The sequence below is a fragment of the Brevibacillus borstelensis genome, assembly GCF_037834415.1.
Classification (GTDB): Bacteria; Bacillota; Bacilli; order Brevibacillales; family Brevibacillaceae; genus Brevibacillus; species Brevibacillus borstelensis_A.
On sequence record NZ_JAUMSJ010000039.1, the window covers coordinates 11,826 to 23,829 of the forward strand.

General features: G+C 53.5%; 13 protein-coding genes. All 13 read right to left on the reverse strand.

Features of this window, described 5'->3' with window-relative positions; translation table 11 throughout:
• Positions 1 to 13: 13 nt before the first annotated feature.
• The 13 genes from dnaG to Q3F21_RS22390 all read right to left on the reverse strand — a co-directional run bounded on the left by dnaG (position 14) and on the right by Q3F21_RS22390 (position 11,988).
• Complete coding sequence (gene dnaG, locus Q3F21_RS22330; RefSeq protein WP_340258002.1) at positions 14 to 1,870, reverse strand: DNA primase; 1,857 nt, start codon at positions 1,868 to 1,870, stop codon at positions 14 to 16.
• Positions 1,871 to 2,061: 191 nt separating this feature from the next.
• The gene (locus tag Q3F21_RS22335; protein ID WP_340258004.1) at positions 2,062 to 2,895 is read right to left on the reverse strand and encodes a pyruvate, phosphate dikinase/phosphoenolpyruvate synthase regulator; all 834 of its coding nucleotides are present in this window, start codon (positions 2,893 to 2,895) and stop codon (positions 2,062 to 2,064) included.
• Between the two features lie 16 nt (positions 2,896 to 2,911).
• Complete coding sequence (locus Q3F21_RS22340; RefSeq protein WP_340258006.1) at positions 2,912 to 3,559, reverse strand: helix-turn-helix transcriptional regulator; 648 nt, start codon at positions 3,557 to 3,559, stop codon at positions 2,912 to 2,914.
• Positions 3,560 to 3,680: 121 nt separating this feature from the next.
• Complete coding sequence (gene glyS / locus Q3F21_RS22345) at positions 3,681 to 5,753, reverse strand: glycine--tRNA ligase subunit beta (protein ID WP_340258008.1); 2,073 nt, start codon at positions 5,751 to 5,753, stop codon at positions 3,681 to 3,683.
• Positions 5,746 to 6,657, reverse strand: a complete 912-nt coding sequence (gene glyQ, locus Q3F21_RS22350; protein ID WP_340258010.1) for a glycine--tRNA ligase subunit alpha — start codon at positions 6,655 to 6,657, stop codon at positions 5,746 to 5,748. Before glyQ ends, glyS begins: the two co-directional genes overlap by 8 nt.
• A 343-nt stretch (positions 6,658 to 7,000) precedes the next feature.
• Positions 7,001 to 7,765, reverse strand: a complete 765-nt coding sequence (gene recO, locus Q3F21_RS22355) for a DNA repair protein RecO (RefSeq protein WP_340258012.1) — start codon at positions 7,763 to 7,765, stop codon at positions 7,001 to 7,003.
• Positions 7,756 to 7,911 (reverse strand): YqzL family protein, encoded by a 156-nt coding sequence (locus Q3F21_RS22360; protein WP_340258014.1) that lies wholly within the window; start codon positions 7,909 to 7,911, stop codon positions 7,756 to 7,758. The genes recO and Q3F21_RS22360 overlap by 10 nt, the downstream gene beginning before the upstream one ends.
• Before the next feature lie 125 nt (positions 7,912 to 8,036).
• Positions 8,037 to 8,954 (reverse strand): GTPase Era, encoded by a 918-nt coding sequence (gene era / locus Q3F21_RS22365; protein ID WP_340258016.1) that lies wholly within the window; start codon positions 8,952 to 8,954, stop codon positions 8,037 to 8,039.
• Positions 8,947 to 9,549 (reverse strand): cytidine deaminase, encoded by a 603-nt coding sequence (locus Q3F21_RS22370; RefSeq protein WP_340258075.1) that lies wholly within the window; start codon positions 9,547 to 9,549, stop codon positions 8,947 to 8,949. The genes era and Q3F21_RS22370 overlap by 8 nt, the downstream gene beginning before the upstream one ends.
• The gene (locus Q3F21_RS22375) at positions 9,435 to 10,109 is read right to left on the reverse strand and encodes a DUF502 domain-containing protein (protein ID WP_340258018.1); all 675 of its coding nucleotides are present in this window, start codon (positions 10,107 to 10,109) and stop codon (positions 9,435 to 9,437) included. The genes Q3F21_RS22370 and Q3F21_RS22375 overlap by 115 nt, the downstream gene beginning before the upstream one ends.
• 27 nt (positions 10,110 to 10,136) lie before the next feature.
• The gene (locus tag Q3F21_RS22380; RefSeq protein WP_340258020.1) at positions 10,137 to 10,508 is read right to left on the reverse strand and encodes a diacylglycerol kinase family protein; all 372 of its coding nucleotides are present in this window, start codon (positions 10,506 to 10,508) and stop codon (positions 10,137 to 10,139) included.
• A gap of 10 nt (positions 10,509 to 10,518) precedes the next feature.
• The gene (ybeY, locus tag Q3F21_RS22385) at positions 10,519 to 10,998 is read right to left on the reverse strand and encodes an rRNA maturation RNase YbeY (protein WP_340258022.1); all 480 of its coding nucleotides are present in this window, start codon (positions 10,996 to 10,998) and stop codon (positions 10,519 to 10,521) included.
• Between the two features lie 15 nt (positions 10,999 to 11,013).
• Complete coding sequence (locus tag Q3F21_RS22390) at positions 11,014 to 11,988, reverse strand: PhoH family protein (RefSeq protein ID WP_340258024.1); 975 nt, start codon at positions 11,986 to 11,988, stop codon at positions 11,014 to 11,016.
• Positions 11,989 to 12,004: the final 16 nt, after the last annotated feature.

Here is a 12,004-nt window from a genome sequence, read left to right on the forward strand (position 1 = left end):
GAATGATCTGATGCTACCCTTCTTTTAAAGCATTTTCCAATTCAAGAATCTTCATCCCTATGACGGCAGCTTGAATTTCCAGTTCTCTGCGCGCTTCCTCGCTGTCCGCTGCAGCTGCTTGCATGTGAAGAGTCCGCTGTTCTTCACGCAGCCGCTCCAGTTCGGAGCGCTTCGGGTAGTGATTTACTTGCTTGATGTAGTCCCCGATCTCTTGATCAGATACGTCGTCTCTGCACTCCATCATGGCCAATCCCGAGGCTAATTGCTTTAACGCTTCGTCTTGCAGGTAGTGTATAAACTGTCCAGGATCCTCCTGATGTCCTTCTGCGAAGTATGCGAATAAATAGGCCGCTAATGCATCGTGTTCATCTACTTGGAACGAACCGGTACACTCGGCCTGAACCCGATCCGCGATATGCCGATTGCGCATCATGTAGGCCAGCAGCTTGAGCTCGGCCGTGTAGTAAGCGGGGGGCAGTGTTTTTGCGAGCGTAACTTTGCCATTATTTATACTATTATTCCATGCTGGCGTCACTTTATCCCTTTGTCTGTCACTTTTTTGCTGTTTGTAAAGCCTGCGTGACTCCCACTTGATCGCATCAAGGGTCAGGGAGTGTTCTTCCGCCAATTGCCGCAAATACAAGTCCCTTTCGACCGGACTGTCCAGCTCGTTTACGATTTCAATCGCCTTTTCGATGAATTGCTTCTGATCGGTCTCATCCTGTATTACGTGCTTGTCACGCAAATGTTTCAGGCGAAACGCTGTGACCGGCATTGCCTGAAGCAATACCTGCTGGGAAAATGCTTCCGCTCCGTGCTGGCGAATGTATTCGTCAGGGTCGGTACCGGGCGGCAAGGGAGCGATGCGGACAACGATCCCCGCTTCCTGAAGGATCGTGATCGCTTTAGCGGTCGCTTCTTGTCCAGCCGCGTCTCCGTCGAACAGGAGAACAACCGACTCGGCGTTTCGTCTGATCATCCTCGCCTGCTGCTCGGTCAAAGCGGTTCCCAATGTAGCAATCCCTTGAGGAAAGCCTGCTTGCCATACTGAAATCACATCCACATACCCTTCAAAGAGCAAGGCTTGTTTTCTCTTCCGGATAAATGGACGAGCGCGATGAAGGTTGAACAGTGTTGTACTCTTGCTGAATAGCGGACTTTCCGGACTGTTGAGATACTTGGCTGGCGCTGACGGGTCCAAGGTTCTCCCGCCGAAAGCAATTACCTTTCCTTGCGAATCGTGGATGGGAAACATCACGCGCCCGCGAAACCGATCAAATATCTTGCCGGCTTCGCTTTTTGCCAACAACCCTGCCTCCACCATCAACTCCAGCGAGAAACGCCGATTTTGCAAAAACGAAGTGACGAAGTTCCAGGAGTCCGGTGCAAAACCGATCTCGTATTCATCGATCGTCTGCCGTGATATTCCCCGCTTCTGCAGGTACTTCATCGCTTCGTGGCCATATGGCGTTTCCGTTAGGACGTAGTGGTAGAGCTTAGATACCAGCTGATGTGCCTCAAGCATGATCTGCTTGGCCTTTTTTTCCGGAGCCGCTTCTTCCTCCTCTTGCGCCTGGGGCACTGCGATCCCGGCTCGCTCAGCCAGCTTGTGGACGGCTTCGGGAAATGTCAATTGCTCCAGCTTCATTAAAAAGGAAAAGACATCTCCGCCTGCCCCACAACCAAAGCAATGAAAAAATTGTCGCTCCGCATTGACATTAAAGGAGGGTGTCTTTTCCGAGTGGAACGGACACAAGCCCAGAAAAGCGCGACCGCTTTTCCGTAGCTGTACATACTCTCCGACTACATCTACGATGTCGACAGCGGCACGGACTTGGTTCACAAAATCAGCTGAATTGGGACCAGCCATGTCTTTCCACCTTTTTTATAAATTACGCAATGAGGTTATTTAGTTCGTCAAAATTCGTCATTTTCCTTCTTGAAAATACTCTACTTTTCTTCTTTTCTACTTTTCCACATTTTCACAGGCGATAAACGCCGTAAAGGCTCTCCCAAAGGAGGCGATTCCCTTTTATTCTACAAAAAACGTCAAAACCCTTCTTAAGACCTATTTTCTTTTCGAAGATTATTCTTGCGGATGATCTCCAGAATGATATTGGCCGTTTCTTCCACGGCTTTGTTGGAGACATCGATGACAGGGCAGCCGACTCGTTTTATGATTTTCTGCGAATAGGCCAGTTCCTCGTTGATTCGGTCAAGATTCGCGTAATTGGCCTGTGCGGTGAGGCCGAGTGCCTTCAGCCTTTCCGTGCGGATGCTGTTCAGCTGTTCGGGATTGATCGTCAGCCCGATGCAGCGCTCCGGAGGGAGCTGAAAGAGCTCTTCAGGCGGCTCCACTTCCGGCACTAGCGGCACGTTTGCGACCTTTAGGCGCTTGTTCGCCAGATACATCGAAAGCGGTGTCTTTGACGTGCGGGAAACTCCGATCAGAACGACATCTGCCCGGAGCAGTCCGCGGGGGTCGCGGCCGTCATCGTATTTAACTGCAAACTCGATGGCGTCGACCTTGCGGAAATACTCTTCGTCCAGCCGCCTGACCAGACCCGGTTTTCCGGTAGGCGGTTCGTGCAGCATTTCCTGCAGGGTCGTCAGCAGCGGCCCCATCACGTCTATCGTGCGGATTCCGTGTTTATTGGCCTGCTCGACGATGTACGTCTTCAGCTCTGGCACGACAAGCGTAAACACGACCATTGCGTTCATTTCTTTGGCAGAGGCGATGATTTCGTCAATCGATTCCTTGTCCTCTATGTATGGATATTTGTGTACATCGATGGAAAAGCGGTCAAACTGGCTGGCCACTGCGCGTACGACCAGTTCCGCCGTTTCGCCGATAGAGTCTGAAACCACATAGATAAGCTGTCCTCGTTGGTCCATAGTATCGCTTCTCCTCCTACACTTTCGGCTCGCTGCCCAATTCGACAAATGCCTTGGCTATCGTCGTTTTCGTCACTCTCCCGAGCAGTTCCCACTGCTTGCTGTCTTCCCCCTGGCCGGGACGCACGACAGGCAGAGAGTCAATCTGGAAGTCGATCAGTTTTTTCGCCGCCGCGTATAGCGTCTCCTCAGGTCCGCAAGTGACAATATTGGGCATCCTGGTCATGATGATCCCGACGGGCACATCCTCGAGGGTTTTGTTCCCGAGCGAGGCCCGCAGAAGGTCTTTGCGGGAGAGTACACCAGCCAGAAAGCCTTTTTGGTTGACTACAAACAGGGTGCCTACATCCTCCAGAAAGAGCGTCACGATCGCGTCGTAGGCGGAAGCCGATTCAGATACGACGATGGGCATCGCCTTGTAGTCATTGACGAGAAGCTTGTGAAGCCGTTCACTAATGATCGAGCCAGCCGGTCGGCCCGCATAAAAATAACCGACGCGAGGTCTGGCTTCCAAATAACCTGACATCGTTAGGATGGATAGGTCCGGGCGAAGAGTAGCCCGGGTCAGATTCAGCCGCTCCGCGATCTGTTCACCGGTAATCGGCCCTTCATCCTTCACGATCTGTATGATGTGCTCTTGTCGTTTCGTAAGCTCGATGACCAATCCCCCCGGTTCTGTCTGGTTACTACCCCTAGTATTACTCTATTCGACGGGATTTTCCTTCTTTCCAAGGGAAAAAAGGTCGCCCCCGCGCTGCAGCGGAGGCGAATCTGTGTTGATAGGATCAGGCAAATACAAGCTTGGAGAAGTCGGCGTACCCGTAAATCAGGCGGGACAAATGCAGCAGCAGCGCCAAGCGGTTTTGGCGTACGGCCTGATCTTCGGCCATAACCATGACCTTGTCAAAAAACGCCTGGATCGGTTCACGCAGGGTAGCAAGCGTGTCCAGAACGCGCTTTTGGTCATCCAGCCCGTTTACTTCCTGTGCCACTGACACGTACGCCTGATACAATGCTTGTTCGACCTCCTCGGCAAAGAGGCTATCGGAAATCGCGTCTGCATCCGCCTTTTGGGCAAGATTGTTGACGCGGCTAAACTGTTCCACCGTAAATTTGAACTCGTTTGACTGAACGGCGCTCATCAGCGCTTTTGCTTTTTGCATAAGGACGGGCAGCACATTCAGATCAGCGGACAAAGCAGCATCGATCACGTCGTAGCGGACGCCTTCCTCCTGCAATACGTTTTTCAGCCGCAAAGCGAAGAAATCCTTCAGATCCTGTTTTACGTCGTCGCTTGACCGTTTGGATACGCCCTGCTCTCTGTACGAAGAAAGCGCGGCATCCCACAGCTTTTCAAGCGAAAGCGTCCAGCCGCGGTCGATCAGGATCGTCACGATACCGGCAGCCATCCGGCGCAATCCGTACGGGTCCTGAGAGCCGGTCGGGACAATGCCGATCGAGAAACAGCCGACGATCGTATCCAGCTTGTCGGCGATGCTGGCAATCGCTCCGGGAGCGGACGCGGGCAGCTGATCGCCGGAAAAACGCGGCAGATAGTGCTCAAACACGCCGCGCGCTACCGTATCGCTTTCCCCAGCCTTGCGCGCGTAGTCTTCGCCCATCACGCCTTGCAGCTCCGGGAATTCGCCCACCATGTTGGTGACAAGGTCAAACTTGGCGATTTCGGCAATGCGATCCACCTGTCCGGCTTGGTCCGCGGTTACGCCCAATGTTTGCGCGATCAGGGCAGCCGTTTTGCGGACGCGGCGCACTTTGTCGCCGATGGTCCCCAGTTCTTCGTGGAAGACAATCGTCTCCAAACGCTTCAGACAGCTTTCGATCGAAAGCTTCTGGTCCTCTTCGTAGAAAAAGCGGGCGTCAGACAAACGGGCGCGGAGGACCTTCTCATTCCCTTTTGCGACATTTTCCAGCGCATGGCTATCGCCGTTGCGAACAGTGACGAAGTGGTTCAGCAGCTGGCCGCTGGCGTCTTCCACCGGGAAGTAGCGCTGATGCTCCCGCATGGACGTAACCAATACTTCGCGCGGAATGGAGAGGAAATCCCGCTCAAAGGTACCGAACAAAGCAGTCGGATATTCAACGAGATGCACAACCTCATCGAGCAGACCTTCGTCCATCGGAATTCGCCAACCGTTTTCCTTTTCCAACCGGCGGATTTGCTCGACGATCAAAGTGCGGCGCTCATCGGCAGAGACGATTACATGTTCTTCCGCCAGTCTGCTCGCGTATTGGGCGGGGGCCTGCAGGCTCACCGCCTGGCTGCCGAGGAAACGATGGCCTCTGGTGACGTTCCCCGTTTTTACGACGGCGATCTCCATCTCTACCAGTTCATCACCAAACAGGGCAACCAGCCAGCGGATCGGACGGACAAACTTCAGGTCGTTTGCACCCCAGCGCATGTTTTTCGGGAAGTTCATCGATGTGATCACATCCGCCAAAGCCGGCAGCAGGCTGCGTGTTGCTTTTCCCGCCTCCCTTTTCCTCGCGTGCACATACTCGACGCCGTTTACTTCCTTGAAGTACAGCTGCTCTGTGTCTACTCCGTTGCTGCGGGCAAAGCCTTGGGCCGCTTTGGTCCAGTTGCCCGCTTCATCTACGGCGATCTTTTTTGCCGGTCCTTTGGCTTCCTCATCCTTGTCCGGCTGCTTTTCCGCAAGACCGTGGATGAGCAGGGCCAGACGGCGAGGCGTTTCGTAAGAGTCGATCCTGTCATACGGGATGCGCTGTCCCTCCAGCCAATTCTCGACTTTTTCGCGCAATTGCGCCGCTGCTCCGGCAATAAAGCGGGCAGGCATTTCTTCTGTGCCAATCTCCAGGAGAAAATCTCGTTTACTCATTTGCGCTCACTCCTTCCTTGCTGTCGGCCGCATGTTTCAGCATCGGGAAACCGAGGCGCTCGCGCTCAGCCAGGTAGGTTTGGGCTACTTCGCGGGACAGATTGCGGACTCTGGCAATGTAGCCGGTTCTCTCCGTCACGCTGATCGCGCCTCTGGCATCGAGCAGGTTAAAGGTGTGGGAGCATTTCAGCACGTAGTCATACGCAGGGAAAACCAGGTGTTCTTTCATCAACCGTTTGGCTTCCGCTTCGTACGTATTGTACAGGTTGAACAGCATGTCCACGTCGGACAGCTCGAACGTGTATTTGGAATGCTCGTACTCCGGCTGCAGGAACACGTCCCCGTAGGTTACTCCGTTTACCCATTCCAGGTCGAAGACATTCTCCTTCTCCTGAATGTAGGAGGCGAGGCGTTCGAGACCGTAGGTAAGCTCGACCGCCACCGGTTTGCACTCCAGTCCGCCCACTTGCTGGAAGTACGTGAACTGGGTAATCTCCATTCCGTCAAGCCACACCTCCCAGCCCAGCCCCCAGGCTCCGAGACCAGGGTGCTCCCAGTTGTCCTCGACAAAGCGGATGTCGTGCTCGAGCGGGTTGATTCCCAGCTGGCGGAGGCTCTCCAAATACAGCTCCTGAATGTTGTCCGGAGACGGCTTCATGATCACCTGAAATTGATGGTGCTGGTACAAGCGGTTCGGGTTTTCCCCGTAACGTCCGTCAGCCGGGCGACGGGATGGCTCTACATAGGCCACATTCCACGGCTCCGGGCCGATCGAGCGCAGGAATGTCATCGGGTTCAGCGTACCCGCCCCTTTTTCCACATCATAAGGTTGAACGACAAGACAGTTTTGCTTTGCCCAGTAGTTCTGCAGTGTCAAAATGATGTCTTGAAACGTCATGCTCATGGCATTTACCTCCTGTTTTTTTCGGGGCAACAGCGAGGGGCAAAATAAAAACCTCCCGCCGCCTACACTGTTACCCAACAGTGTAGGGACGAGAGGATTTCCCGCGGTTCCACCCTACTTGACGACACGCCGAACGAATCGTCCTCTTTCCGAAAAAAGCGTTGCTCCAGAATGCCCTTCGTCAGCTTGGTTACCGGGCTTGCACCCTCCCCGGTTCGCTTTTGTCAGCAGACCCGCAAATCGCTTTTGCAGATCAGTCTGAAAAACCAGCGGCCGACTACTCCTTTCTTTCACCGCAACGTGCTTTTATTATTTTTTATCATAGCGAAAAGCGGCCGGGATGTCAATCGCTCCCGGCCAGCGGCATCCGTTCCATCTGATCCAGAAAGGCCCTGCTCTTCAGCCGCAAATCAAGGTGCTCATCCATAAAGCTTCGGAGCACATGCTTAAGCTGGCTTCGGGTCGCCGGCTTTACCTCGATTTCGCCCAGGCGCTCCAGATCAAAAACCTGAAACAGCCTGAGAAGCTTCCAGACCGACGGCGTTACAGCAATCGTATAAGCGTCGCCAGCCGCACAAGCCGGGCACAGCAAGCCTCCCTGCGAGACGCTGACCACATACGGCTCTCGCTGCTCGCCGCAGTTTGCGCAAGCTGTCAGCTGGGGAGAGATTCCCGCTACCTGGAGCATTTTGGTCTCGAAGATCCGACAGAGAATTTCAGGGTCGCGCCCTTCGTCCATGTGGCGAAAGAGCTGGTGCAACAGCTGAAACAGAAAAGGGTTGCCTTCTCCGTCTTCTGTCAATCTATCCAACAATTCCGCTATGTAGGCGGCATAGGCCGTAGACATCAAATTCTGTCGCAGATCCCGAAACGAATCGACGATCTCTCCTTGTGAGAGATCGGCCATTCCGGTTCCGGGTCCCGTTTTACAGAGATAGTATCCGTGGGTAAAGAGTTGGGAGACGGCGCTCAACCGGCTTTTGGCCTTCTTGGCGCCTCGAGCCATGATCGCTACCTTGCCGCGCTCCCGGGTAAACAGGGTCACCACTTTGCTGGACTCTCCGTAGTCCACGCTGCGGATGACAATTCCTTCCCATTTTACAAGCATGCGTGTGTGTCACCCAATTCTTCCTGGGCGGGATCAAACGGAGCCTCTTCACTGGCTCCTAACGATTGAAGGTGTTCTCTGTAGAGGAGATAAGCATGGATATCACCGGTTGAAGCGAAATAACTCCAGGAAAACTCATTGATCATGGAGAAACATCCTTTCTGTTATCGGCTAAATCCACTTCCTTTTTAGATTCACCTGTGCCCGTTATTCTATGCCTTGGAAAAATTCCCTTCGCTCGCATAAATGCTGATTTGCTGGAAAAACCGTTTTACTCCTCGTTGTAGAATCCGAAGTTGCGGAGCATTCTCTCCTGATTGCGCCAATCCTTTTTGACCTTGATCCACAATTCCAAAAACACCTTATCGCCCATCAGCCGCTCAATATCCATCCGTGCGCGCTTGCCGATTTCCTTGAGCATCTTGCCCTTTTCGCCGATCAGAATGCCTTTCTGCGAATCCCGTTCCACATAGATCGCCGCATAGATGTACAGCGTCTTTCCGTTTTCTCCCCGCTTTACCTCTTCGATGGTGACGGCGATGGAATGCGGTATCTCCTCTCGCGTCAGGTGGAGCACTTTTTCCCGAATCAATTCAGCCATAACGAATCGCTCAGGGTGGTCCGTCACCTGATCAGCCGGGTAAAACATCGGCCCTTCTTCCATTTCGTCAAAAATCGCCTGAACGAGGGAGCTTGTATTATTCCCTTCCATCGCGGAGATCGGAATGATCGCTTTGAAATCGTACAGCTGCCGATACTCGTCGATAATCGGCAAAAGCGCTTCCGGATGAACCTTGTCGATTTTGTTAATGACCAAAAAGACTGGCGTCTTCACCTGCTTGAGACGATCGATGATGTACTCGTCGCCAGCCCCGCGTTTTTCAGCCGCGTCGATGACAAAGAGCACCAGGTCTACTTCATTCAAGGTGTTTTCGGCCACAGAGACCATGTAATCGCCAAGCTTTGATTTTGGCTTGTGGATGCCCGGCGTATCCAGAAAGATGATCTGGCCCTCTTCCGTCGTGTACACGGCGGTTATTTTATTGCGCGTCGTTTGCGGCTTGTTTGACATGATGGCAATTTTTTGGCCAACAATATGATTGAGCAGCGTCGATTTGCCGACATTGGGTCTGCCTACGATGGAGACAAACCCCGATTTGAACGATGATTTTGTCTTGCGGTTATCCACGTAAATCCTCCTTGGTGAACGCCCCTGGCAGCAGGGCGGATACGGTTGTCTCCAGGATATCTCCATTCAGGTTGGCGAGAATCACCGGCATGTCGGGCGGGCACAGTTCGGCCATGACCTGGCGGCAGGCACCGCACGGCGAGACGGCATCCGGCGTGCCGGCTACGACTGCGATCGCCCGGTAGCGTTTGTCTCCTTCGGAAAAAGCCTTGAACAAGGCTGTTCTTTCTGCGCAGTTGCAGAGCGGAAACGCCGCGTTTTCGATATTGCAGCCGAGGTATACCTTGCCGCTTTCCGCGAGGAGTGCCGCGCCTACAGGAAACTTGGAATAAGGTACATAGGCCAGCTGTCTTGCTTCTTTTGCTTTCGCCAAAAGCGCTTGTTTATCCATATTCATCACTCTCTGTTCTGTGAAAAACGCCGAGGCGTTTTTCTTAAGATTTCCACTGCATGTCTTTTTACTCCGGCATTTGAAACCGACTACGACTGCTTCGGTTGAATCAAGGCGGCTGGCTCTTTGAGCTGCTCCTTCGGCGGAACCACACCCCCGGAGATGACAAATTTTAACCCATCCTCGATGGACATGTCCAGAAATGTTACCTCATTTCGCGGAACCAGGGCAAGCCAGCCATTGGTCGGATTCGGCGACTTGGGCAGGAACACGTTTACGTATTCCTCGCCGGTAAACTGCAATGCCCCTCCTTGCGATTCCCCGGTCAAAAATCCGACCGTGTACACCCCTTTTCGCGGATATTCCACCAGCACCACCTGCTTGAAGCTGGAGCGTTCGTGAACGAGCGCTTGCGACACCTGCTGAACAGTAGAATACACGCCTCTGGCGACCGGAATAAACCCGAACAGCCGCTCCACCATCGCAAAGACGTACCTGCCTACCGGGGTCCGCGCAATCCCGCCAATCAACAGCAGGATCAAAAGCAAAAGCAACACCCCGATGACCGGGATATGGCCCTGAAACGGGACGCCAAGAAACCAGACGAGCTCTCCTTGTCTGGAGGCCAGTCCGGTTGTCAGCATCAATTCTGTCAGCCAGCCGCCGACAGTGCGATCCACCATGAAAAAAACCAATTGCAACAAGTAGACGGTTACGAACAACGGAAGCAATACCATGAAGCCTGCGAATACCCGTTGCCACATGTTGTCATGCTCCTTTCACGCTGGCAGTCATGCGGACAATTTTTGCCAAAGAGGAGGTCCAAAAACGAACAATCCGACGAGGACCGACAACACGGCTGCAACCAGTACAGCTCCGGCTGCCGCATCCTTGGCTGCCTTTGCCTTCGGGTGCCTGTCCGGCGAAGCGAGATCCACCGCCGCTTCGATCGCCGTGTTCACCAGTTCAAGCGAAAAGACGAGCGCGATAGTAAAAAAGACCAGCAAAACATCGTTGCGGGAAATATCCAACCACCACGCCATTAGCAGCGCCAAAACTGCTGCCGCGACATGAATGCGCATGTTTCGCTGAGTCTTCACGGTATGGGCAATTCCTGCAAAGGCGTACGAAAAGCTGCGTATAAAGCTTCCCCATGCACGCAAGGTATATCGCCTACCTCGTCAGGCCAATTTTTTGCAATACTTCCTCTTGGCGGGAAAACATCTCTTTCTCTTCCTGCTCATTCTGATGGTCGTACCCGAGCAGATGAAGAAAGCCATGAACAGCCAAAAAGCCCAGCTCTCGCTCCAGAGAATGACCGTAATCGCGGGCTTGCTCTTCCGCTTTCGGCAGCGAAATGACGATATCGCCGAGCATGTTCGGAAACTGGTCGAACTCTTCTTCCTCGATGTAGATGTCCATTTCTCCTTCTCCCGCCTCGTTCATGGCGAAAGACAGGACATCCGTCGGACGATCGACATTCCTGTACTCGCGGTTCAGCTCATGTATGCGCTCATTGTCGACCAGCGTGACCACGACTTCCCCGCTAACTTCCTCCCGTTCGGCTGCGGTTTGCAGACAGCGGACGATGAGAGCCTCAAGCTGTTCCCCGATCGGTTCGATTTCTTCGTGAAGAACTTCTACAGATAACACGAATGCTTGTCTCCTTTACCTGGTGCTATGTTCCGCTTCGTCTTTGGCATAAGCCTCGATAATTTTTTGAACCAGGCTATGCCGTACAACATCCGCTTCCTGGAAGCGGATAAAGGCTACATCCGGAATCGGTCCGAGAATCCGCTCCGCCTCGCGCAGCCCGGACTTTTTGCCCTTTGGCAGGTCGATTTGCGTCACGTCGCCCGTAATGACCATCTTGGAGCCAAAGCCAAGGCGGGTCAAGAACATTTTCATCTGCTCCGGAGTGGTGTTCTGCGCCTCGTCGAGAATGACAAAGCTGTCCTCCAGCGTGCGGCCGCGCATATACGCAAGAGGAGCCACCTCGATTAATCCCCGCTCCATCATTTTTGCCACTTGCTCCACGCCCAGCATATCGTACAGCGCATCGTACAGCGGCCGCAGATAGGGATCAACCTTTTCCTGCAAGTCGCCCGGCAAAAAACCAAGGCTCTCTCCTGCCTCTACAGCGGGCCGGGTCAGGACGATCCGTTTGACTCGTCCATTTTTCAGGGCGCTGACAGCCATAACGACGGCCAGGTACGTTTTTCCGGTACCCGCCGGACCGATGCCAAACACGATGTCATGCCGCTTGATCTCCGATAAATAATGGCGCTGTCCCAGTGTCTTGGCGCGAATTAGTTTTCCCTTTTGCGTACGGGCCACTTCCTCCTCGTAGACGTGGAGAAGCTGCTCAACCTCTCCGTTCTCGAGAAATTGCAGCGCATACGATACATCCCGCTCGGAAAGGGGGATGCCTCTGCGGATCAACTGAAGCAAAACGTCAAACAAGCGAGACAGCTTACCCACCTCTGCCTTGTCACCGGCGATGAGGACCTCACCACTTCGGGAAATGATTTTTGCGGCTGTTTTTGCTTCAATGAGTTTTAGATAGGCATCGTGAGGGCCAAACAACAACAATGCTTCAGATGCATCAGCAAACGGGATTTTTACCTCTTCTTGTACGTGCAACAGGCTTCCATCTCCT

Excerpts from the sequence above, each read along its gene's own strand:
- dnaG (WP_340258002.1), bottom strand. The coding sequence starts at position 1,870 with ATGGCTGGTCCCAATTCAGCTGATTTTGTGAACCAAGTCCGTGCCGCT.
- Q3F21_RS22335 (WP_340258004.1), bottom strand. The coding sequence starts at position 2,895 with ATGGACCAACGAGGACAGCTTATCTATGTGGTTTCAGACTCTATCGGC.
- glyS (WP_340258008.1), bottom strand. The coding sequence starts at position 5,753 with ATGAGTAAACGAGATTTTCTCCTGGAGATTGGCACAGAAGAAATGCCT.
- glyQ (WP_340258010.1), bottom strand. The coding sequence starts at position 6,657 with ATGAGCATGACGTTTCAAGACATCATTTTGACACTGCAGAACTACTGG.
- recO (WP_340258012.1), bottom strand. The coding sequence starts at position 7,765 with ATGCTTGTAAAATGGGAAGGAATTGTCATCCGCAGCGTGGACTACGGA.
- Q3F21_RS22360 (WP_340258014.1), bottom strand. The coding sequence starts at position 7,911 with ATGATCAATGAGTTTTCCTGGAGTTATTTCGCTTCAACCGGTGATATC.
- Q3F21_RS22375 (WP_340258018.1), bottom strand. The coding sequence starts at position 10,109 with ATGTGGCAACGGGTATTCGCAGGCTTCATGGTATTGCTTCCGTTGTTC.